The sequence below is a fragment of the Butyricimonas hominis genome, from assembly GCF_014287455.1.
Lineage (GTDB): Bacteria > Bacteroidota > Bacteroidia > Bacteroidales > Marinifilaceae > Butyricimonas > Butyricimonas muris.
On record NZ_JACOOH010000002.1, the window covers coordinates 644,576 to 667,695 of the forward strand.

At 41.0% G+C, this 23,120-nt stretch carries 21 protein-coding genes; 1 reads left to right on the forward strand and 20 read right to left on the reverse strand.

What is annotated here, in order from left to right:
• The first annotated feature begins 80 nt into the window (after positions 1–80).
• Positions 81–1,475 (forward strand): hypothetical protein, encoded by a 1,395-nt coding sequence (locus H8S64_RS06390; RefSeq protein WP_186975394.1) that lies wholly within the window; start codon positions 81–83, stop codon positions 1,473–1,475.
• A 66-nt stretch (positions 1,476–1,541) separates the two neighbouring features.
• Here the strand turns inward: H8S64_RS06390 and H8S64_RS06395 are convergent, their stop codons facing one another.
• From H8S64_RS06395 to H8S64_RS06490, 20 genes are all read right to left on the reverse strand, one after another.
• Positions 1,542–2,690 (reverse strand): M20 metallopeptidase family protein, encoded by a 1,149-nt coding sequence (locus H8S64_RS06395; protein ID WP_186975395.1) that lies wholly within the window; start codon positions 2,688–2,690, stop codon positions 1,542–1,544.
• Between the two features lie 22 nt (positions 2,691–2,712).
• The gene (locus H8S64_RS06400) at positions 2,713–4,038 is read right to left on the reverse strand and encodes a nucleobase:cation symporter-2 family protein (protein WP_186975396.1); all 1,326 of its coding nucleotides are present in this window, start codon (positions 4,036–4,038) and stop codon (positions 2,713–2,715) included.
• Positions 4,039–4,049: 11 nt separating this feature from the next.
• A complete protein-coding gene (gene xpt, locus H8S64_RS06405; protein WP_186975397.1) occupies positions 4,050–4,616 on the reverse strand; it encodes a xanthine phosphoribosyltransferase in 567 nt (188 codons plus the stop codon).
• Positions 4,617–4,678: 62 nt separating this feature from the next.
• The gene (locus tag H8S64_RS06410; protein ID WP_186975398.1) at positions 4,679–6,193 is read right to left on the reverse strand and encodes an outer membrane protein assembly factor BamB family protein; all 1,515 of its coding nucleotides are present in this window, start codon (positions 6,191–6,193) and stop codon (positions 4,679–4,681) included.
• A gap of 135 nt (positions 6,194–6,328) precedes the next feature.
• Entirely contained in the window at positions 6,329–10,024 is a 3,696-nt protein-coding gene (gene purL / locus H8S64_RS06415) for a phosphoribosylformylglycinamidine synthase (RefSeq protein WP_186975399.1), read from the reverse strand.
• A 292-nt stretch (positions 10,025–10,316) separates the two neighbouring features.
• Positions 10,317–10,955 (reverse strand): DUF6266 family protein, encoded by a 639-nt coding sequence (locus H8S64_RS06420; protein WP_186975400.1) that lies wholly within the window; start codon positions 10,953–10,955, stop codon positions 10,317–10,319.
• A 29-nt stretch (positions 10,956–10,984) separates the two neighbouring features.
• Entirely contained in the window at positions 10,985–11,608 is a 624-nt protein-coding gene (locus H8S64_RS06425; protein ID WP_186975401.1) for a hypothetical protein, read from the reverse strand.
• Between the two features lie 18 nt (positions 11,609–11,626).
• Positions 11,627–12,211, reverse strand: a complete 585-nt coding sequence (locus H8S64_RS06430; RefSeq protein ID WP_186975402.1) for an N-acetylmuramoyl-L-alanine amidase — start codon at positions 12,209–12,211, stop codon at positions 11,627–11,629.
• Between the two features lie 31 nt (positions 12,212–12,242).
• Positions 12,243–12,614, reverse strand: a complete 372-nt coding sequence (locus H8S64_RS06435) for a 3TM-type holin (RefSeq protein ID WP_099292495.1) — start codon at positions 12,612–12,614, stop codon at positions 12,243–12,245.
• 186 nt (positions 12,615–12,800) lie between these two features.
• Positions 12,801–13,193 carry a LytR/AlgR family response regulator transcription factor gene (locus H8S64_RS06440; RefSeq protein WP_099292496.1) on the reverse strand — a complete coding sequence of 131 codons (393 nt, stop codon included), beginning with the start codon at positions 13,191–13,193 and terminating at the stop codon, positions 12,801–12,803.
• Between the two features lie 160 nt (positions 13,194–13,353).
• Complete coding sequence (locus H8S64_RS06445) at positions 13,354–14,595, reverse strand: DegT/DnrJ/EryC1/StrS family aminotransferase (protein ID WP_186975403.1); 1,242 nt, start codon at positions 14,593–14,595, stop codon at positions 13,354–13,356.
• 218 nt (positions 14,596–14,813) lie between these two features.
• Positions 14,814–15,431 carry a sugar transferase gene (locus H8S64_RS06450; RefSeq protein ID WP_186975404.1) on the reverse strand — a complete coding sequence of 206 codons (618 nt, stop codon included), beginning with the start codon at positions 15,429–15,431 and terminating at the stop codon, positions 14,814–14,816.
• Positions 15,432–15,584: 153 nt separating this feature from the next.
• Entirely contained in the window at positions 15,585–15,824 is a 240-nt protein-coding gene (locus tag H8S64_RS06455) for an acyl carrier protein (protein WP_186975405.1), read from the reverse strand.
• A gap of 16 nt (positions 15,825–15,840) precedes the next feature.
• Positions 15,841–17,235: an AMP-binding protein gene (locus tag H8S64_RS06460; protein ID WP_186975406.1), complete on the reverse strand. Its 1,395-nt coding sequence runs from the start codon at positions 17,233–17,235 to the stop codon at positions 15,841–15,843.
• A 12-nt stretch (positions 17,236–17,247) separates the two neighbouring features.
• Positions 17,248–18,015 carry an SDR family NAD(P)-dependent oxidoreductase gene (locus tag H8S64_RS06465; RefSeq protein WP_186975407.1) on the reverse strand — a complete coding sequence of 256 codons (768 nt, stop codon included), beginning with the start codon at positions 18,013–18,015 and terminating at the stop codon, positions 17,248–17,250.
• Positions 18,016–18,019: 4 nt separating this feature from the next.
• A complete protein-coding gene (locus tag H8S64_RS06470; RefSeq protein ID WP_186975408.1) occupies positions 18,020–18,661 on the reverse strand; it encodes a NeuD/PglB/VioB family sugar acetyltransferase in 642 nt (213 codons plus the stop codon).
• A gap of 3 nt (positions 18,662–18,664) precedes the next feature.
• Complete coding sequence (locus tag H8S64_RS06475; RefSeq protein ID WP_186975409.1) at positions 18,665–19,810, reverse strand: glycosyltransferase; 1,146 nt, start codon at positions 19,808–19,810, stop codon at positions 18,665–18,667.
• Between the two features lie 3 nt (positions 19,811–19,813).
• Positions 19,814–20,905, reverse strand: coding sequence for a glycosyltransferase (locus H8S64_RS06480; protein WP_186975410.1), 1,092 nt, complete (start codon positions 20,903–20,905; stop codon positions 19,814–19,816).
• A 14-nt stretch (positions 20,906–20,919) separates the two neighbouring features.
• A complete protein-coding gene (locus tag H8S64_RS06485; protein WP_186975411.1) occupies positions 20,920–21,711 on the reverse strand; it encodes an ATP-grasp fold amidoligase family protein in 792 nt (263 codons plus the stop codon).
• 157 nt (positions 21,712–21,868) lie between these two features.
• Positions 21,869–23,116 (reverse strand): EpsG family protein, encoded by a 1,248-nt coding sequence (locus H8S64_RS06490; RefSeq protein ID WP_186975412.1) that lies wholly within the window; start codon positions 23,114–23,116, stop codon positions 21,869–21,871.
• Positions 23,117–23,120: the final 4 nt, after the last annotated feature.

The following is a 23,120-nucleotide window of genomic DNA, read 5'->3' on the forward strand; positions in this document are numbered from 1 at the left end:
AGCTCCAAAAACAAGGCTGTAAAGCTTTAATTAATACAAATTATTTGTAGTTTTGCAAAAACCAAAACTCGAAGTAAAAAATGAAGAAGTCTACTTATTCACTTAACATGTTAAGTCTGTTACTTGTATTTGTCATATCCGGAAATAGTATGGCGCAAGAAACATCCTTAAAGAAACAAGATTTAAAAACAAAGGCAAAAGTAACCTCATTCTTCTCCGCTTACCTGTCCGGTAAAGAGAAAGTATGTGAAGATAAAGCCACCCTCAAATTGTCGGACGTGAAGAAAATGCAGAATATTGTATGGGAGGCTTGGAAAGATGCCAATAATAACTTCACGGAAGAGAAATTAATCGACCTCGAAAAATTGGATAACACGAAATCCGGGAAATGGACTCTCCCGGCAGAACTTGAACCCAACGCTATTATGCCTTATTACTGGGGATTTAAAGGTGAAACAATCCCTGAAAACGGATACCCGTTATACTTGTACACGCATGGATCGGGACACAAGGATGCCGAGTGGAAAACGGGAATCAGTATATGTAAGAATTTTGATGACGCTCCCTCTGTTTACTTTATTCCCCAAATACCCAACATGGGAGATTATTACCGTTGGTGGCAAAAAGCCAAGCAATACGCGTGGGAAAAGATGCTTCGTCTGGCCTTTGTTACCGGCAAAATAAATCCCAATAAGGTCTATTTTTTCGGAATTTCCGAAGGTGGATACGGTAGTCAGCGTCTTGCTTCATTCTATGCCGACTATTTAGCCGGAGCAGGTCCCATGGCAGGTGGTGAACCACTGAAAAACGCACCTGTCGAGAACTGCAGGAATATTGCTTTTTCTTTACGCACAGGAGCCTTGGACAGGGGATTTTATCGGAATAAACTCACCCAATACACAAAGGACGAATTTGATAGATTAGAAAAATTATACCCGGGAAGTTTTATTCACTATATCGAACTCATCCCCGGTATGGGACACGGCATAGATTACAAACCCACTACACCTTGGTTGAAGCAATATACCCGTAATCCTTATCCAAAATTCGTGAGTTGGGAGAATTTCGAAATGGACGGATTGTACCGTGACGGATTCTACAATTTAGTCGTGAAAGAACGCTCAAATGATGATACCAAATCCAGAACCTATTACGAATTAAATATCACGGACAACCATATCGCCCTCAAAGCAGATGTGGTGACTTACAAAGCCACGGAAATAGACCCGAACTGGGGAATTGAACTCAAATGCGAGAAGAATTACCAACCCGCTACCAAAGGAAAGGTAATCATTTACCTGTGTGAAGAATTGGTAAACTTGGACAAAGAAATAACCCTAACTGTCAATGGTAAAGAGGTTTTTAAAGGAAAAGTTAAACCGGAACTCAAACACATCGTGAATAGTTGTGCAACATTCTTTGATCCCGCAAGACTTTATCCCGCGGCCATTGAAGTAGACATCGCAAATCTATAGAGACCACCATATTAAAGAAAAAGACGGTGTAAAAGACAGACCATCCAACTCTTTTACACCGTCTTTTTATATAAAATATTGAAGGCAATTCTTCACCATTAACGCTATTCCAATCTTTATCGCATTCTCATCCGGTGACATTTTCGGGTTATGCAACGGGGGCATATTCTCTTGCTCCGGCGGACGAACTCCCAATACCCAAAAAGCCCCGGGAATCTTTTCCAAATAAATAGCAAAATCCTCCCCTAAAGTGAGATGCTTCATCGAAATCACACGGTCTTCTCCCAAAAGTTCTGTCGCATTATTAGTCACGAATTTTGTCAGTTGCTCGTCATTCACGAGCACGGGCAACCCGTTCCAAGTTTTGTCCATGGTAAAAGTACATCCATACAACTCACAAATCTCCTTGGACTTTTGTTCTATCAACTCGAATAGCCGGTAACGCAATGTATTATCATGTGTCCTGACCGTTCCCAAAACTTCCACTTTATCGGGAATTACATTATTGCATGTTCCCCCGTGCACGGAAGTAATCGAAATCACGGCAGGAATCAAGGGATCACGGAATTTAGTGACTAAAGTCTGGTAGAATTGAATCAAACAAGCAGTTGCCAAAATCGGATCTGATCCCATGTGAGGCATTGCCGCGTGAGTCCCTTTCCCTTCGACGGAAAAGATTATATTATCGGAAGAAGCAAAAAATGCCCCCGAACGGATTCCGATTGTTCCGGTCGGCAAATTAGGAAAAACATGCTGCCCGAATATAGCTTGCGGCACAGGGGCTTTCAATAACTCCGGCAACAAAAGACGAGCTCCACCCGGTCTTTTCTCTTCACTGGGTTGGAATATGACCTTTACCATCCCGTTCAACTCCTGTTCCCGTGATTTTAAAACAACAGCAGCCCCCAATACCATAGCCATGTGCATATCATGCCCGCAAGCGTGCATCATTCCCGGAGTCAGAGAACAAAATGGCAATCCGGTTTCTTCTGTTACCTTCAAAGCATCCATATCCGCACGAATAGCCACACACTTCTCCCCTTGCCCGATCATCGCGATAACACCGGTCCCGACGGTACGGTATACAATTCCGTATTTATCCAATACTTCTGTAATATAACGCTGTGTTTCCACCTCCTGCATGGCAAACTCCGGATGCTGGTGAAAATGACGCCTGAATTCCACGGCTAACGGAAAAATATCTTCTACACTCATATTTAATCCTGTTGAAATACAACTACTCTTTTATATGTATCAAAGCATTCGCCAATATAGCGGTAAGACCTCCCGTGGTAATTCCCGATGAAAAAATATTCTTTATCGTATCCGGGCAATAAGCCAGTATCTCCGGGATCAATTCAACACTTAACCCGAGTGAAAAACTTAAAGCTATCACGAGAGTCGCTTTCCGGTTAATATTCTGGGAAGCAATAATCCGGATTCCGGCTGCTGCCACTGTCCCGAACATCAACAAAGTAGCACCACCGAGCACGGGTTCCGGCATCAACGAAAAGACCAGCCCCACGGCAGGGAAAAGACCTAAAATGACCAGAAAAGCAGCAATATAATATCCCACGTATCGACTGGCAACACCTGTCAATTGAATCATCCCGTTATTCTGGGCGAAAACGGAATTCGGGAAAGAATTGAAAACCCCGGCCAAAAAAGAATTGAAACCATCCGCCAAGATACCTCCCGAGACACGCTTGATAAACTTCTCTCCTTCCACCGGCTCACCGGAAATCATGGAATTTGCCGTAATATCCCCGTAAGCCTCAATCGCCGTGATCATATAAATCAAACCGATAGCTATAAAAGACGACCAGTCAAAAGCCAATCCGTATTTGAACGGTACTGGAATATTCACACCGGAATAGCTCTGTACCGAGGAAAAATCAATCATTCCCATGAAATAAGCGATAACATACCCGACAACCAACCCGATCACGATAGAACTCATCCGGAGATATTTGTTCGTGCTCCGGTTAAAAAAGATAATCAGCACCAACACCAATGCTGCCAATCCGAGATACTCGAAACTACCGAACGTGCCGTTAGCTTTCGCCCCTACACCACCTCCGCAAGCTGTTATCCCGACTTTCACGAGGCTCATTCCGATCAAAGTGACCACTATCCCCGATACCAACGGAGTGATAATTCTTTTAGCGTATTTAAGTATGCGGCTAATCAGCATTTCCACCACGGAACCTGCCATACACACCCCGAAAATCAAAGGCAGTCCCCCCAGTAATCCCGTTGATATAATAGGTCCGATAAACGAAAAACTGGTTCCTTGAATACACAATAACCCGGTACCGATAGGCCCGACTCGTTTACACTGAATAAACGTAGAAATCCCGGATGCGAAAAGAGCCATCGAAACAAGAAAACCTGTCGTTTCCAAATCAAGATTCAAAGCTCCCGCGATAATCAACGGCGGAGTAATAATAGCGACAAAAATAGCCAACAAATGCTGTAACGCGGCAAAGAACGCTTCTTTAAAAGGTGGCCGATCTTCAATCCCGTATATAATGGCAGAACTCACTTGTTTATTCGTGCTCATAATTTATACGGTTACCTGATTTTAATTTGACAATTATCCAGACTGTCTATAATAGCCAACGATTCGATATGCACGCCTCTCTCCCGTAACGTGTCACCCCCGTGTTGGAATGCCTTTTCTATAATAAATCCCATGCCCGCGAGTTGAGCACCCGCTTGTTCGATCAAATCAATGATACCGTTCGCGGCATTCCCGTTCGCCAGAAAATCATCAATAAAAAGAACCCTATCTCTTTCTTTCAAAAAATCCCGACTGATACAAACATTATATTCCCGGTCTTTCGTGAAAGACCGAATCGTCGTGGAAATCATATTTTCCATCGTTTTGGGTTGCTTCTTCTTCGCGAAGACTACCGGTAACTCCAAAAGATACCCCACCATGATAGCCGGGGCAATACCACTCGCTTCAATCGTCATCACCTTGTTGAAATCCTTATTGGCAAAACGCCGCACGAATTCAACCCCGATAGACTTCATCAGGATCGGGTCCATTTGATGATTAATAAAACTATCCACTTTCAGAATGCCGCCTTCAAAGCATTTACCGTCTTGTAGTATTCTCTTTTTAAGTAATTCCATATACCGAATGATTATTGCACGTTTACACTGTCTAAAGGGCAAAAGTACAAAATTTTCTTGGCTTACCTTATAATACTTTCCAAATCTACAATCACAATCCGGTTATTCTGCGCATCAAAAAGTTTATCCCCTATCCGCACCGATTCTTTTCCCACTCTCAGATGTGCCACGAGCTCTCCACCGGGATTTACGACCATGGTTTCGTCCTCGTTCGCTAAAAAATGATATCCCCGGTAAGCCATATAACTTACCCAATACTGTCCCGGTTGCAGCCATACATAAGACGCCATATCCCCGTTCACGCACAATATCGCCTGCTGATTCGTGAATACATAAGTTTTCGTGGAATCACATTCATATAAACTCTTGTACAAAGAATGCTCGTCCATCACGAAAACATTCTCGCTTACCAGATATTTCATGGCATCTTTCTCCTGATCGTATATAAATTTAAGAGGAGAAATACCCCGTATACTATCTATCGAGAATTTAAGCATATACTTTTCAAACAAGGTGTATAACGTGTCGCCTCGCAATTGCACGTAATTAATTTTGCCCAACTCCTTGGGATAGGCCGAAAAAGAATTTTGAAATCCCGTTTCTTTGTTGAACGAAGCGATAAAAGTCTGTCCCCATGCGGGATAAAGAGTACCCACTTTACCATACCCTAAACTGACCATATATAACAAATTGTCCTTAGTGAACAGCAAAGACTGAGCGGCGATTTTGCGGGGCACTCCCTGCAGCCACAATACTTTCCCGTTTCTATCCAAACAGAATACCCGATCGCATGAGGCCACGTAAATCTTATCATCTTCCATGTAAATATTCGATACCAGACTCTGCATTAACTCTTCTTTCCCCCGCTCGAATGGCAAATCTTTCAAAAACAGCTCATGCCGCCAGACCTTCCCGCTTTTCACGTTGAGCCCGTACAACGCATCGGAAACCACAAACACAAGGGAATCATCCTTCCCGTTCATCTCCGTCCAACCGTATTTAGTATATAAATGGTTTTCCCATAAAACTTCACCGGTCTTCACGTCAACGCCCTGCAACTTCGGGCGAGGTGACGATGATGTCAATTTGTACCCCATTGCTATTCCCCATTTTTCACTCGCGTGCGAAAAGTGATTTTTATGCTGCCACAAAATCTTTCCCGTATTACGGTCATAACAGGCAGTGTTATTTCCGGCTTCCAACAACAATATACTTCCGATAGGATTCAGCCGCTCGTATTCATTATTTATTTTCTCGCGCCATAACACTTTTTCATTCTCCGCGTCCACGGTTAACAACACCCCCGCGTTCAAAGGATTTCCTGATCGGGATAACCTTTCCAATTGCACGAATAAAGAAAGATTTATCGTATCCGGATACATGTAACGTATATTCCCGTCAAAAACAATTTCCCGTCCCGAGATATTTATTTGACGTTCATAATCCCTACCCACGATACGGTTGGCTATTTCTTCATCGTCAACTTTACGGCGGGCTTGTGCGTCCGCCTCGGGAACAACCATCACGCATACCAAAATCAATATAGAAAAACGTATAAAATGTAATGTTGTAACCATAAGTGCGGACTTTTAAATCTATTCCTACAAATATAGAATATTTCTTTAAAGAAAAAAAGAAGGTTCATAAAGTCAAGGAATAGATCCCTACAACTTTACGAACCTTATAAACCTTATGAACTTTATAAACTCAGCCTAAAGTCCTTTTTGTTTCTCAACCCACAACCGTGCATTCACGAATGCCTCTATCCACGGGCTCACTTCGTCATTTTCACGTCCCTCTGCATAATACGCCCAGTTCCACGGGTGTATAGAACGTTCCAAATGAGGCATTATCGCCAGATGGCGACCGTCCTTACTGCATATTGCTGCGGTGGCAAACGGCGAGCCGTTCGGGTTGGCGGGGTATGTATCATGCGAGTAACGTACCGGAATATTGTACTCTTCCTGACCGTAAGGCAGGTAGAATTTCCCTTCCCCGTGAGCAATCCAGATTCCCAATCGTGTTCCGGCCATAGTCTTCAACATCACGGAATTGTTTTCCTCGATATCGACACTCAGGAAAGCCGACTCCAACTTGTGGGAATCATTATGCAACATCTTCGCTTTCTCCTTGTGTTCCGGGTAAATCAAATCCAACTCCACCATCAACTGGCAACCGTTGCAAACTCCCAAGCTCAAAGTATCTTCACGTTTGTAGAAATTTTCCAAAGCGATACGAGCCTTCTCGTTATACTTGAAAGCTCCTGCCCAACCTTTAGCTGAACCGAGTACGTCCGAATTGGAGAATCCGCCCACGAACACGATAAAATTCACGTCTTCGAGAGTTTCCCTACCGGTAACCAAATCGGTCATATGCACGTCCTTCACGTCAAATCCAGCGAGATGCATTGCCCAAGCCGTTTCGCGCTCGCATTGGCATCCTTTCTCCCGGATAATAGCCGCCTTGATACCCGACGATTTCGTGCGGTTGCGATCTAATCCGAATTGTGCCAGTTTTCCCGTGAACGATGGGGCAAACTTGTATTTTAACTCGTGATGTTTGTAATTCTTGAATCTTTCAAGAGCTAATTCATTACCGCTCTGACGACGATCCAGCAAATAAGACGTCTTGAACCAAAGATCCCGCAAAGACGGAATATCGAGATTCAACACGGTAGCGTCCTTCTTGATATTCAACTTCCCGGCTTTACCCGTACGTCCCAAGAAGTTATAAGCTACCCCGGCTTCATCCAAGATAGCGGCAACCTTCTTGCAATCCTTGATTTGTACCAACACGCCCGGGTTTTCGGCAAACAATATCTTCACGATATCCTTCTCTGCTAAATAAGAGAAATCAATATCCAATCCCAAACGATTGTCTGCAAAACACATCTCAAGCAATGCGGTAATCATACCTCCTGCCGAGATATCGTGTCCGGCAAGAATATACCCCTCGTCCACCAAACGCTGAACGGCTGTGAAAGCAGCGGCGAAATAATCTGCGTCCTTCACGTCCGGGGTTTCTCGTCCCACCTTGTTCAATATCTGGGCAAAACTGGAACCTCCCAATTTCAACTTATCGAAAGAGAAATCAATATAAACGATTTCTGTATCCTTGTCCGCCTTCAATACCGGGGAAACGATTTTCTTCACGTCGATAACCTCTCCCACGGTGGAAACGATCAACGTACCCGGTGCGTATACTTTATCCTTGCCGTATTTCTGCGTCATGGAAAGGGAATCCTTTCCCGTCGGGATATTGATACCCAACTCTATCGCGAAATCACTGGCAGCCTGTACCGCTTTATACAAACGGGCATCCTCTCCGGCGTTCTTGCAGGGCCACATCCAGTTTGCCGACAGGGAAACACCCCGCAGTCCCTCTTCGACCGGAGCCCAGACTAAATTAGTCAAAGCCTCGGCAATAGCCAATCGGGAACCACTGGCAGGATCAGCCAATGCGGCAACCGGGGCATGCCCGATAGAAGTCGCGATACCTCTCTCCCCGTGATAATCCAATACTACGGCACCCAAATCGTTTAACGGCAATTGCAACGGTCCGGCACACTGCTGATGAGCCACCCGACCGGATACGGAACGGTCGACCTTGTTCGTCAACCAATCCTTACAAGCCACCGCTTCGATTTGTAATACCTGCTCGATATACTCTTCAACTTTATCGGCACTATATTCTATTTCTGCAAAGTGTTCTTTTTTACTCTTGTCCTCCATGATCGTCTTCGGCGGATTCCCGAACATATCGGTCATCTCCAAGTCGATTGGCTTTTCCCCGGTCTTCCCGTCCTCGAACACGAAACGGTGATCTCCGGTCGTTTCCCCTATCACGTACATCGGTGCGCGTTCGCGGTCAGCCACCCGTTGCAATGTTGCCACGTCCCCGGATTTAATCACGAGTCCCATGCGCTCCTGCGATTCGTTACCCACGATCTCCTTGTCGGAAAGTGTCGGATCACCCACGGGCAACTTATCCAGATGAATCAAACCTCCCGTTTCTTCCACCAATTCGGACAAGCAATTCAAATGCCCGCCTGCCCCGTGGTCATGAATAGACACGATCGGGTTATTCTCGCTTTCCGCCATAGAACGAATCGCATTACATACCCGGCGTTGCATTTCCGGGTTGGAACGTTGCACGGCATTCAACTCGATAGCGTTGGCATACACACCCGTATCTACCGATGAAACGGCTCCGCCGCCCATACCGATACGATAGTTGTCACCCCCCAACAACACAACTTCCTCACCTACCTCCGGGGTATGTTTCGTTGCTTGGTCTTTATTACCGAACCCGATACCCCCGGCTTGCATGATCACCTTGTCGTAACCATACGTTTTTTCGTGTTCCTCGTGCTCGAAAGTCAGCACGGAACCCACGATTAGCGGTTGACCGAATTTATTGCCGAAATCCGAAGCCCCGTTCGAAGCTTTGATTAATATATCTTCCGGAGTCTGGTACAACCACTTCCGGGGATTAATAACCTGTTCCCACGGGCGGTCGGCGTCCAAGCGAGGGTAGGAAGTCATGTAAACAGCCGTACCCGCTAACGGAAGAGAAGCCCGTCCCCCGGCAATACGGTCGCGGATTTCACCGCCCGTACCGGTTGCAGCTCCATTGAAAGGCTCTACCGTTGTCGGGAAATTGTGCGTTTCCGCTTTCAACGAAATCACCGTGTTGATATCCCTCTGCGTGTAGAAATCCGGTTTATCCTGTGACACCGGGGCAAATTGCACGCTGGCAGGTCCCTCGATAAAAGCACAGTTATCCTTGTAAGCCGATACAATACGATTAGGATTCGTCTTGGAAGTCTTCTTGATCATGGCAAACAAGCTTTCCTCCTGCTCTTCCCCGTCAATAATAAACCTTCCGTTAAAAATCTTGTGCCGGCAATGCTCCGAATTCACTTGCGAGAACCCGAACACTTCCGAATCCGTCAAACGACGGTTCAACTTCTTGCTCAAACTCTCCAAATAAGAAATCTCATCCTCGTTCAAAGCCAACCCTTCCTGTTGATTGTAAACCCGTATATCCTCGATATACACGATCGGGTCCGGCTTCTTGTCAATCGTGAATGTATCTTGATTTAACCCCTTGTAGAATGCTTGAAGCATCGGGTCAAAAGTTGCTTTCTCATCTTCAACGCGAGTAAATTCCTCGATCCTCAATATCCCGGCAATCCCCATGTTCTGGGTAATCTCCACGGCATTCGTGCTCCACGGGGTAATCATTTCCCGGCGAGGCCCCACGAAAAAGCTATCCAGAACATCCTCCCGCACTCTCTTCGCACCACTGAACAACCATTCTAATTTACTTACATCTAAAGGATTTTCCGTATCTTTATAGTGTACGGCATACACTGTTGCATCTTTTTGATAGAATACTATAGCCATGCGTTTTATTTGTTTATTTTCAACTACACGTGTTCGCACCGCGAATATAATAAAAAATTCCCCGCCAGCCTCTCAACTCGCGGGGAAAAAACCGGACAATTCGCATGAAACCGCTTTTTGCCCGGTCCATAAAGTCACGGGCGTCCCCTTCGGACTGTGTTCATCGGCAGCTTTGCTGCCGTAAGCTAAGCGCCCGCAGGGTCTATGGACTTTACGGACCTTATGAACTTTATAAACCTTTGACTAATAGGGCAAAAAGTGTTTTCACGCATTTGCCCTAGGGGAAAAAACACTATTCCGGTCGAACCGTCACGCTATTCGACGCCTTCCGCTTGTCCTTCGACAACATGAAAGCGTAAAACACGAGATTCTCTTTACTCCATCCCTCGTCCATCGCGATCGATGTTGAACCCGCTTCCTTACGATTCCTGCAAGCTTCCACGATCATCTCCTTTTTGGTCTTCTCGTAAACCACCACGTGCAACACGTCCGTCGGGTTAGCTACCGTGTTCCACCGAGTTTGAGCCTCCTGTGAAACCATCACCTTACCGTTCTCCTCGTCCACCGTGATAGTCACTTTACCGTTTTGCAAAGAACCGGCGGCACACTTGAGTTTTTCGAAATCAATCGTGGGCTCGTAATTCTCGTCCACCGTCACTGCCGCCATGTTCGATGACACGAACGCGTTATAGAACGTGCTTCCACCCTTACGTCCCGGGAAACCAAGGACCGCCGCTGGGGCAAAATACCGGGAAACCTCTTCCAGTGTCTTCAACTTCGCCCGTTGCGTCAATTGCGCGGGCGTCCGCGGGTTGCGCACCGTGTTCCTCTTGCCTCGCGCGATACTGTACCCGTTCGCCCCAGCGTACATCGTCACGTTAGCCACTGATTTTCTTACGTCTCCCAACAAAAATGATTTAAATAATGCCATAATCTCAAATTTTAAAATAAAACATATATTCATAACACGAAATGTAAATTCTCCGAGAAATCATCTCTCCCCGCTGACCCGAAGAAACAATAAAAATGTACCTTCCCTCTTTCCTCGCTCGTGAGCTCTATCTCCACGAGTTCATCCCCTCGAATTGCCTCGGTTTCTCCCGGTCCGATAATCCGGAAATTCTTGTCCTCCGTCATCACCACGCACCACAATTCGTCCGCCAGCCGTTCATCGCTCAACATATCTTCATTCCTCCATGTCAAACGAACCTTATCGCCTTCCCGGCACGCTTGTAAATCATGGGGCAAACCCAAGCCTCCCGAGCTGAAACGCACCAAATCATACAGCAATGCAGTCCCGTTAAACGCCCGAATATTGGCCTGCACGAAAAGATTATACGCCGAACGCTTCTTTCTTCGCCCCACGGCCTGCCACACGAGAGCCAATAGCGTCTGCCGGACAACCCCGTAAAACGTGACCGTTCCCCGCATTCTCTCCCTGTAATACAATTGCAACTCCGAACGACAATCCTTCACCTGTCCCGGGGATGTTCTCATGTAAAGATTATCCCCTACCTGATAATAAATTACCCTCCCTATCTGCCCCGAAAAACGATTAAACACACTTGAATAACAACGAGCCATAACAACCTCCTTTTCTAATTAATTAAACTTTAATCTCTTCTTCAACTCCTCGAAGGGAAATGCCGGTCCCGGGTCTACCTTTCGTGAAGTGATATCCGAATGCCTCACGAGATATTTGATCTTGTACCTTTCTTTCAGCAAGCGACAAACCTCTTCCAGAATTTTAAATTGCCCCTCGGTAAACAGATGCCAGTACCTCGCTCTCCCTTCTATCTCGGTCGTGTACACCTGTTCGGGAGAATATTCCCGCCCGAAATACGAGTAATACCTGTTGCCTACCCGTTGCAACTCTCCGGCGTTATCCAACTCTATGCCTATCGAACAATCATTCAAGTTCACCCTTCCGGCATGGTAACTCTTCCCCGCGTGCCACGCTTTCACGTCAAAAGGCAACAACTGGAATATCTCCCCGTCCCGGCCGATCACCGCATGAGCCGATACTCCCGTGTCCGGTCTGCTCAAGTAAAGGGCGGACGAAACAGCGCTTGCACCTCCCGTCCCGTGCAGCACGATAGTATCCGAGTGCGATAACCTCACGTTACATTTCAAACACTGTAAATACTTCACGTTATCCCCGAACAACAAATTGTCAATAATTTCCATAACACTTCAAATTTAAAATGAAACACATGCCTTATTTCTGTCTTCGGGACAACAGGTTACCGGTAATCGTTTCCCCGCTTCTACCAATCACGTACCCGCCTATCCCGATTTCCAGCAAATCCCAAAAACGGGAAGTGTCGGACAACATTGACGACTCCGTGAATACTCCCAGTACAACCAACAACGTGAGCACCAGCATCACCATCGGGCGCCACGACCGTTGCAACCAATTTCCCCGCATCTCATCACCCACTGCCGCCGACTGTTCACGCACCAGCTCACTCTTGTAACGATACACCAGAGATTGAATCTCCTCCTGTATCTTCTGTTTTTCTCTCGAGGACACCGACAATCGATTCACGATATCCCCAATCTCTCTAATCACGTTTTGTAATACTCCCATAATCTTTTGTAATTTTTAATTGTATTCCAAAAGTACATCCCAAACCGCCCTTTACCAAACGAAATTATCTGAATGCCCCGATTTATTATCTGAATGCCCGGAAAAATTATCTAAACGGAACTTGTTCTATATTTATCTATACAAGGTCATCTCACAAGCACGATTAATAATTAACGATTTTATCTTCTATGCACTTTTATCCTCTTCCCCCTTTTTCTCTGACCTAAAATTCCAAAACACGAAACACCCGAATACCTCCTCCCGGTAACGGGAACTCATCGGTATCAAAATATCATCAATGTAGATTGTGTTATTGACAAACCCCTCAATCTCCCAAAGATTCACGATATAACTCCGGTGAACCCGCCGAAACATATTCCTCGGCAACAACAGTTCGGTCGCCACAAGAGGATTGGTGACGAAAAGCGTGGACCGATCCCGAAAATAAATACGACTATAACATCCCGAAGCTTCCACGTACAGAATTTCCGAGTAAAAATATCTCACTGTGCGTTCACCTTTACGTATAAAAAAACGGTCTCCCACGAGACGTTGCGATTGATCATTCAATTCTTTCATAAATCTGTAGTTTTATATTTCGTGAAATGACCTTTTTCATGTACAAGGAAACAATACCCACAAAAACGACCAGAGGCTGTGTCAAAAAACACAGCCTCTGGTCTAAATCACTCAATCGCCCAATCGTAAATCATAAATTGGTAAATCTCCCAATCGACAATCATAAATTCATTCTAATTTGTTCTACAATATAACTCACGTCATCATCCGTCACGCAAGGACCACTAGGCAAACAGAGTCCCGTTTTAAACAACGACTCGCTCACCCCGTTCACGTGACAAGGGTTATTTCTATAAACAGGCTGCAAATGCATCGGTTTCCACAACGGGCGACTCTCTACCCCCGCCCGATCCAACGCCAACCGCATCGCCTCCACGTTTCGGTTCGGCTCGCAAGCCGTGTGTAAAGCCGAAGCCGCCCGGGTTACTCCCGCCGCTCCACCAACGGCTCCTTGTACCGCTTCCTCGTAAGCGTGTTCCTCGCCCTTGACATGCAAATCCGGCTCAAGAGTCACCGTGCAAAGCCAAAAATTACTGTCATAACATGACGACGGGTTCTCGTGAAGGGTCACACCATCTACCCCCTTTAACAACTCCCGGTACAACGCTTGCACGTGCTTGTGATGCGCCACGTGCTCCTCCACTACCGTCATCTGTCCCCGCCCGATTCCGGCACAGATATTCGACATCCGGTAATTATAACCGATCTTCTCGTGCTGGTAATAAGGATAAGCCTCACGTCCTTGCGTCGCGTAAAACATCACTTCCCGCTTCGTCCCCTCGTCCGGGCAAATCAACGCACCGCCACCGCTCGTGGTGATCATCTTGTTCCCGTTAAACGACAACACCCCGTAACGCCCGAACGTCCCGAGCGCTTGCCCTCGATACCTCGAACCGAATCCCTCGGCGGCATCCTCTATCACGGGAATATCGTAACGGGTGGCTATCTCCAAGATTCGCTCGCAATCGTATGGCATCCCGTAAAGCGCCACCGGGATAATCGCCTTTGGCTTACGCCCCGTCTTGACTACCCGCTCCTTGATCGCCTCCTCCAGCAAATCCGGGTCCATGTTCCAACTATCAACCTCCGAATCCACGAACACCGGAGTAGCCCCTAGATAAGTCACCGGGTGAGCGGATGCACAAAACGTGAACGACTGCACGATCACCTCGTCACCAGTCCCGACACCACAAGCCAACAACGCCAAATGCACCGCTGCCGTTCCGGCTGATAACGCCACCACCTCTTTACCTTCCCCGATAAACTGCTTGATATCCTCCTCGAAACCGTTCACGTTCGGTCCCAGCGGCACCACCCAATTCATGTCAAATGCCTCTTTTATAAACTTTTGTTCTTCACCAGACATGTGTGCCAGGCAAAGATAAATACGTTTTCGATTCATAAAAGTCTTTTAAACATGCACTTTTATAGCCAAGACTTGTCATACATGCCTCTCTATCACAAGTGCTTTATTTATTAATTTAACTTGCAATTATTTTTAATAGACTCTCAATTTTTACACCATGTTTTAGGCTCTCGTCCTATCCTTTCGAATCATTTTCACTGAACATACCACATTTTTCTTATTACGACAAGCCAATCTTTTTGCCCCCTCACTTGTCAATTGGTGCCATCAAAAGGAACCGTTGTCGCTTCTCCATCTTTTGCTACCCCCTCCCTCATGAAAACCTTCTTTATTGTCAAAAATAAAATTTTCAAATCCAACATAAAAGAAATATGTTCCACGTACCATACATCATATTCAAACTTCTTCGTCCACGATATATTATTTCTTCCATTGACCTGAGCCCATCCCGTAATACCGGGACGCACATTATGCCGTCTAAATTGTTCTAAAGTATAAAGCTCCCTATATTTTACCGGAAGAGGACGAGGCCCCACTAATGCCATATCTCCTTTCAACACATTTACTAATTGAGGCAGTTCGTCTATAGATAACGCCCTCACGACTCGCCCTACAGGTGTTAATCTATCTGCATCAGGAAGTAATATCCCACTCTCATCCCTTTCATCACTCATTGTTTTAAATTTCAAAATATTGAAAGGTATTCCCCTATACCCCAAACGTGTCTGTACAAAAAATATCCCGGTTATTTTTTTATGTGCAATCAATAATAAAATTACAACAACACATAAAAACGGCATTAAAATACATAACATTATTAGGGCAAGAATGAAATCAATCCCCCTTTTCACTAAAGACACATATACACTCATCTTATATTATAAATCAATCACAAACATCTTTGCTTTCAAAATAGGAACATCCAACAAGTTAAAATTTTCTTTTCATCATCCAAATAACAATCTCTATTTCTGCATACACCAAACTAAAATCTTAGTTTTATTTACTACAAATAATCTATCATATTAAATCATCACATCATATTTTTTTAATATAGTCTTACCGACACTATAAGAAGAAAAAGCAACAATATCCTCCGTATCAAACATAATATCAAATTCATCCTCTAAAGATGTTATAAGACTCAATTGTTTAATTGAATCCCACCCTTTTATTGTTTGGTTAGAGAATTCTTGGTCAAAAGCTTTTTCTGAAACCGAAAATACCTCCATAAATACCCTGTTGTACTTTTCAAGATTTGTCATATTATAAACAATTTATTTAATTTAACTCACTATATAACGTTTTACCAGATTCATTTTTGGGTATCACATCAATACCTATAATATTAAAAACGGAAGCTATTAAATTTGTCTTGATAACAAGCAAATTTTGAATTTGCTCTTTCAAAGAAACATCTGTAATATAAATATTCATATAATCATCATTACCTACACAAGCGCAATCTATATTATACGCTTCTTTTATAAATGCTTCACATTCATCCAGTCCAACTCTATACCCAAATAATTTCAAAAATCGACTTTTTCTTCCTACAATAAAATAACATTCATCAGAATCTTTAAATGCGATGTCCCCCGTTTCCATGATCCCATGATTTTCATCACCTTTCGATAAATCCATTGCAGAGTACGCGTAACCTAATGTCACATTCTCTCCCTCGTACACCAGCTGCCCTTCAATATAAGGCTTATCAATCACCATTCCTTTATCATCTATCAAATATAACTTTCCATTGGGTATTGCATTCCCGATGCTTCCTGTCTTCTCACAAGCCAATTCCGAAGGCAAAAATGCCATTCTTGCAGTGCATTCAGTCTGTCCATAAGTTGCAATAAACTTCTTCCCTGTTGTTTTGGCGTATTCCGCAAAAAAAGCAAACATCTCCTTATTCATTTTTCCTCCTCCTTGCGAGATAATTTGTAAATCTGGAAGCTCCATTCTTGTAAACCGCAACTTTTTCAAAATTTCAAAACTATAAGGGACTCCTGTAAAATTTGTTGCTTTCTGCTCTTTAAAAAACGTCCAAAAATCACGATCCAACATACTCTTCTTCACCAACAGTACCGTCGCACCAGTCCATAAATGACTTGTTATAACAGACAATCCCATCGTGTAGTGCATCGGAAGAATAGCTAAACCTCTGTCTTTTGCCGTAAATCCAAAAAAAGAAGCCACATTTTCAGCATTAGCTTCTATATTCCGATAACTATGCCTTACTAGTTTTGAACTTCCCGTGGAACCGGAAGTTGGCAATAATAAAGATAAATCCTCAAACAAAATCGGAGCAACATGATTCGTCCGCAGCAACGTATACCCGTATTTTGAAAAAATAACTTCATACGTGAAATCTACCACACAAGCATCTGGTACCCAAATATACTCCGGTAAATACGTATCTATTAATTTTAGATACAATGATCTTTCAGTATTCGTACTAATTATTAAAGGTACAACACGAGCAGCCAAAGAAGCAACATAACCAACTAAAGAACCAATAACATTTTCCGAAAAAATAAAAATAAGAGTTCTTTTTCCTATCACTCTTTCAAAATCTACACTAGCTTCAACAAGTTCCCCATAAGATATTTGTCTTCCACTATCATCTATTGCTGCTATTAAAGCTCGCTCTTTTTTATTGATATTCAGAAACATTTCAAAACACTATTAAATAGAAGCACAACCATCAACACCTAAAATCTGTCCAGAGATATAACTTGCTCGCTCGGAAGCCAGAAAACAACAAGCATTTGCTACATCCAAAGGAGTTCCAAGTCGTCCCAAGGCAATTTTATCAATTCTACCATCAATCTTTTCACCATCCGATTCATATAACTCTTCAAACCTTTCTGTTTTTACTATACCTGGTGCTATTGCATTAACTCTAATATTCATGGTAGCCAATTCTTTCGCACAAGATTTTGTCAATGAAATAATCGCACCTTTACTTGCAGAGTAAGCTACTTGTCCCGCAGAGCCATTCGTTGCTGTAATAGAAGAAATATTTATTATCCCTCCTCCTCCATTTCTTGCCATCAAACGAGCAACTATCTGAATCATATTAATAACGGACAAAACATTCACTTTAAACATCTTTTCAGCTTCAGACATCACAATCATACCTAATTTTTGATTCGATATTATAGCAGCATTATTAACTAAACAATCTATTCTCTTTTCCAATTTCATTATTTGTGAAAGAGACTGCTTCACTGCTTTCTCATCAGTTATATCAAAACAAACAGGTATCATTCGAGTCATGTATTTTTCTGCATTTCGTTTAGCCCAACTATCCATATCTCCCATATACAAATCATTAGCATACACAATAGCCCCTTCTGCGGCAAACTGTTCTGCTATAACGCGTCCAATCCCCCGTCCTGCACCTGTAACCAAACAAACCCGTTCCTCTAACAGTCTTTTAACAATTTCCATTTTATCAATTTTTTATTTTAAACTCTCGTGCTGGATTACCAAATACAGAAGTACCTTTTCTCACATTCGTAACAACAAAACTTCCTGCTCCAACACAAGCTTCGTCTTCTATTAACACATTATGATTGATAATTGCCCCAGTATGTACCACCACCTTACTTCCAATCTTTATTCCACCAATACAAACAACATGCGTGTCAATTCTAGTCCAATCTCCTATCACCACATCGTGCGATACAACACTATGCGTTTGCACTAACACGTGATTACCAATTACAGAATTTGCATTTACTGTTGCATAAGGAGCTACAATAACTCCCTTGCCCAATTTTGCTGTTTTGACAACTCGAGCCAAAGGATGAACTATCGTAATAAATACTGCTCCTTTTTGACTCAATAGTTCACAACATCTCTTTTTTGCTATAATATCACCGATTGAACAAATAAATATATCATTTTCTTGAGGAATATAATCATCAATCGTACCCAACACAGGGGGATAATCATCAAATCCTTCCAATGAAAAAAGATTATTATCAATAAATCCTTTCACAACATATTCCACATTATAACCATCACACTCTACCACCATACTATAAACGGAACGTCCCATTCCTCCGGCACCTATTATTATCAAATTTTTCATATATTAATACTTTACAAGTACCCCATTAAACACGTATATCAATTTATCAACTATAACATCTGGGGAATAATCATTTTTGCATTCTTCCCTGATCTTCTCTTTATCATATTGAGAATAATTCATAACCATTTGTTTCATAGCTTCGGCTAAAGCATTTACATTTTTTACAGGTACAAGAATTCCATTTGACTCATTAATACATTCATCCGTACCTCCACACAAAGTTGCTATTGCGGGCAATCCTGATGCCAACCCTTCCAATAAAGCAACTGAAAAATTCTCAGCTATAGAAGATAAAACAAATACATTTGAAGAATTTAAAAATTCTTTAATATCTTCTTTATTTCTCTTCCCTAGAAACTTAACTTGACGATTCAATCTATACTTATCTACTAATTGTTCCAGATAAAACCTCAACCTTCCATCACCTATAATTTTCAACTCAACATGATCATCAAAACAAGCTTTCTTAAATGCTTCTATTAATAGATCATGTCCTTTAATCGGAAATAAATTTCCAACTGTAATAAAAGAAAATACGCCCTTTTTTGGGAAATATTGTGATCGTTCAAAAAAACTTGCATTAACCATATTATGAATAACAACGGCCTTTTTTTTGAAATGTTGATCTATTCTATTAGCTAACGATTTTGAAACAGCAATCACAACATCAGCTCCGCCATAAGCCTTTTTGCCTAAAAATTTTAAATATTTAGATAATTTATCATTATTCAATTTGCTCCAATGTTCAATACCTACTAAGGGAATCTTATATTTACATTTTAAATCTGTTGCAACTGCGGTATTATATAAATAATGAGAATAAATTATATCAGGCTTACCGTACTTTGCTTGCACCTTTCGATACAATCTATCCATCTGAATACTAAATATTTTAAAAAATATTTTCTCTCCCCATATTCTAAAAAAAGCACTAGGCAAAAGAAAAGAATTAAATATCGGTATCCCATTTATAACATCACTAGTAATGCCTATTTTTCTCCAATAAAACCTAAAACGTCTATCAACGCTCAACACAACAACTTTATGACCTGAACGTTTCAATGCCTCTGCTTGATCTCGCTCAAAACCACCCCATTGCGGGTCTTTTAAACTTGGATACCCACGGGATATCATCAATATATACATATCCTAAAACAATGATTCATAGGCTTTCAAAATTTGTTCTCTATCAAACAATTTTTGAGCAACCTCATAATTACATTTACCCATTATTGATAATTCTTCGGATGAAGAAGCTACTAATGAAGATAAAGCCTGTGCTATTGTCATAGGATCTGCTGCATCACAAAGAAATCCATTGACTCTATCCTTTATAAATAATGGTATATCAGACACTCTTGTTGCGATAATCGGTTTACCTAAAAGCATTCCTTCACAAATCGCATTTGGCAGTCCCTCAAAATAACTAAAAAGCCCTATCGCATCAGCTTCTTTCATAAATTCATAAATATTCAAAGTATCTTTATGAAAAGAAAAAATATTTTCAAAATCATAATTCTTCACCTTTTCCAATGCTTTTTCTAAAGAATCATCAAACAAATTACTACCATACCAATTAATTCTCAATTTATTTCTATCTTCGGAATTCATCAACTTCACCCCCTCTATTAAACCATCTAGATTTTTTAAATATCGATGACTTGAGGTTACAACAAGATTCAACTTGTCATGCTTGCCAAATTCAAAATCATCTATCGGTTTCAATTTATCTTCATTAAAGATATTATAAATAACCTTGTATTTATCTCTTTTTATTATTGGAGCTATCTCTTGAATTATACGTATATTCTCATAAGAATTAGCAACAATATAATCTGCCAATACATGAAATTGTCTGAAAAACTTTAATTTCAACGACTTCTTTATAGCAGGATTAGCACTTCTTTCGCCAACTATTAATTTCCATTTTTTTGACGGGAAGCTAGCTAATTCGGCCATAAAACTACTTGCTTCCAAGAAAGCAATCAATACATCCGGCACACTTGTTCGAATATATCTCCTAACTTTATAAATACGTTTTAAATAATTACTTTCTGCAACATCATCGATCTCAATACCATGATTAGCAAGCGTTTCAAAATAGAAATCACTAAAAGCACGTTCATAAATCAAAAAACGTACATTATATCCCGATTGTTTAAATCTTACAGCCAATTCAACTATTTGCCGTTGAGCACCACCAGAGCCTAAGTTGTTAATTAAGAATAAAATACTTTTCATACTAAAATAACAAATTAATCAACAGGTAATTTTATCCATTCTCCTATTATTTTATTATATTCTTTAGGTTCAAATCCAAAAAAACCACCACCATCAAAAAAAGTTAACTCACCCACATAAATGCGTTCATTAACTTCATAAAAATCAATTCGTATATGATAAGTGTTTGCAGACAACACCCGACTAAACTCTATCATTTTAGATAAATTTCGAGGTAATGGAGGACAAACAGGAGCTCTTCTTTCACCAACTTGAGTAAATTCACAAGGAGTCCCATCTATATAAAAAAAATCTTCGGTCAAACCTAATTTTGATCCTCTATCAGATGTTATATAAAAAAACTTCGGTTCACCATTAAAACAGTAAAATTTATAATCTGTTAAATAATTCGCTCCAGAACTATCTATCAACAATGGCTCAATTATAATTCGTTTCTTTAAACCTCTGTAAGGCCATTCTCTAGAATAGATATAATAATCATGCTTGAATGCCTTTTTTAACTTCTGTCGAACTTTTTCTATATCCAATGGAGCTTGAGGTGTACAAATCACATAACTACCACTATCATGTGTACATTTTATAATATATTTTTCTGGCAATGCATCAAAATCAATATCATCAAAATTATCCCAAACCCCAATAGTTGGAATTGTATACATAAGCCCTATCCTATCTGCAACAAATTTCTTCATTTCAACTTTATCTACCATATCATGATAAATAGGCTTCCTATCATATAATTTGATCCATTGCAATTTTTCTGTAAATGCTTCCGGTTTTTTTAAATCAGGTAAGCTACCCATCATTACCCAATATTTTAACCTAATGTACAAACGATCATTTTTTATATACTTAGAAAATTTCCACAGAAAATCCTTGAGGAATATCCTAGGATTTTTATAATATAACAAAACCTTATTCATCCTATTAATAGTAAATTAAGATTCTAAATATTCTCTATACTTAAACAAACCAATATTTGTAAATCAAGTATAAAGGACTCGAAATATAAAATGTTGATTCTAAAACAGAATTATAATGACTTAAACATGGTAATAAATTAACTTGAAATGGCAAGAAAAATAATAATATGAACAATACACCTAATGGATATAAATATTTATTGTATTTCTTACCTTCGAAATTCACCAACCAAATATAGGCAATAAAAGGCATTGTCAACAACAAATAACGTTTACCAAGCGATGGAATTACAGATGTTAAATTAACAACACTCATTAATATCAAAATGAAACTAATCATTTTTCCTGTTTTGATATTCCGCTTTATCATATTCAAATGGAAAATGAATAAGATAACATAAACATTCATGCATAATCTAACAAGCAACTCTAAAAGTCTTTTTACCCATATAAATCCACTCCCGCTATTATTAATTAAATCCACGTAATTATCAGAAAAATACCCGCTATAGTTATTAAAAATAAAACTTGGCATACTTGTTAAATATTTTTGAGCTAATTCTAAAATAAAATTAGAAAAGAATGAACTTATGATGAACACGATAATCCAAAATTTATCATATCTCCCAAGTAATAGATAAATCAGATACACAACAAGCATTAGAAAAAAAGATCCATGAATCATGGGAGTCAAAAAGAGCAAACACACGTATAAATTGTTCTTTTTAACAAATATATTTAGCAACGAATAAACCGCAATCCATGCCGCAGTAAAAAATCTAAAAGCATTAATATTAAAAATCTGATTTGACATAAATAAATATGCCAAAATAAAACAAGGTATGGAATTTACAAATTGTTTTTCCCGAATGAATATCTCAAAAGATTTTAATGAAAAAAATGAAAAAACCATTGCGATAATCATAAACATCACATGATAATTATCTGTTATTCGTGAAACGCAGTAATAAACGAAATGACAATAAAAATCCGCATCACCTTCAAAATTTATATAATCCTTGAAATTGGCAATAAAATCAGTACTCGAAACAAATTTATACTCCTCAAAATCCTGTCGATACGTCACACCATCAAAATTCAAAACATTTCTGTTATTCGGAACAGTGTACGACAATCCCAAAAACACAAAAAACAAATAAATAACAACAAATGAAGATTTAGTTTTAAGCGTCCCTAATGAAAATACAAAAGCAATAAAAGGTGATATTATAAATAAGACATATTTTATAACAATCCCTTTTTTCGTTTCTATCAGCCAATTTCCCATACAA

Coding starts and splice junctions, on each gene's coding strand:
- H8S64_RS06480 (WP_186975410.1), bottom strand. CDS start 20,905: ATGAAAAGTATTTTATTCTTAATTAACAACTTAGGCTCTGGTGGTGCT.
- H8S64_RS06435 (WP_099292495.1), bottom strand. CDS start 12,614: ATGGGAGTATTACAAAACGTGATTAGAGAGATTGGGGATATCGTGAAT.
- H8S64_RS06425 (WP_186975401.1), bottom strand. CDS start 11,608: ATGGCTCGTTGTTATTCAAGTGTGTTTAATCGTTTTTCGGGGCAGATA.
- H8S64_RS06410 (WP_186975398.1), bottom strand. CDS start 6,193: ATGGTTACAACATTACATTTTATACGTTTTTCTATATTGATTTTGGTA.
- H8S64_RS06460 (WP_186975406.1), bottom strand. CDS start 17,235: ATGTTTCTGAATATCAATAAAAAAGAGCGAGCTTTAATAGCAGCAATA.
- H8S64_RS06430 (WP_186975402.1), bottom strand. CDS start 12,211: ATGGAAATTATTGACAATTTGTTGTTCGGGGATAACGTGAAGTATTTA.
- H8S64_RS06485 (WP_186975411.1), bottom strand. CDS start 21,711: ATGATGGGTAGCTTACCTGATTTAAAAAAACCGGAAGCATTTACAGAA.
- H8S64_RS06390 (WP_186975394.1), top strand. CDS start 81: ATGAAGAAGTCTACTTATTCACTTAACATGTTAAGTCTGTTACTTGTA.
- purL (WP_186975399.1), bottom strand. CDS start 10,024: ATGGCTATAGTATTCTATCAAAAAGATGCAACAGTGTATGCCGTACAC.
- H8S64_RS06420 (WP_186975400.1), bottom strand. CDS start 10,955: ATGGCATTATTTAAATCATTTTTGTTGGGAGACGTAAGAAAATCAGTG.
- H8S64_RS06465 (WP_186975407.1), bottom strand. CDS start 18,015: ATGGAAATTGTTAAAAGACTGTTAGAGGAACGGGTTTGTTTGGTTACA.
- xpt (WP_186975397.1), bottom strand. CDS start 4,616: ATGGAATTACTTAAAAAGAGAATACTACAAGACGGTAAATGCTTTGAA.
- H8S64_RS06440 (WP_099292496.1), bottom strand. CDS start 13,193: ATGAAAGAATTGAATGATCAATCGCAACGTCTCGTGGGAGACCGTTTT.
- H8S64_RS06455 (WP_186975405.1), bottom strand. CDS start 15,824: ATGACAAATCTTGAAAAGTACAACAGGGTATTTATGGAGGTATTTTCG.
- H8S64_RS06475 (WP_186975409.1), bottom strand. CDS start 19,810: ATGTATATATTGATGATATCCCGTGGGTATCCAAGTTTAAAAGACCCG.
- H8S64_RS06450 (WP_186975404.1), bottom strand. CDS start 15,431: ATGAGTGTATATGTGTCTTTAGTGAAAAGGGGGATTGATTTCATTCTT.
- H8S64_RS06445 (WP_186975403.1), bottom strand. CDS start 14,595: ATGAATCGAAAACGTATTTATCTTTGCCTGGCACACATGTCTGGTGAA.
- H8S64_RS06400 (WP_186975396.1), bottom strand. CDS start 4,038: ATGAGCACGAATAAACAAGTGAGTTCTGCCATTATATACGGGATTGAA.
- H8S64_RS06490 (WP_186975412.1), bottom strand. CDS start 23,116: ATGGGAAATTGGCTGATAGAAACGAAAAAAGGGATTGTTATAAAATAT.
- H8S64_RS06470 (WP_186975408.1), bottom strand. CDS start 18,661: ATGAAAAATTTGATAATAATAGGTGCCGGAGGAATGGGACGTTCCGTT.
- H8S64_RS06395 (WP_186975395.1), bottom strand. CDS start 2,690: ATGAGTGTAGAAGATATTTTTCCGTTAGCCGTGGAATTCAGGCGTCAT.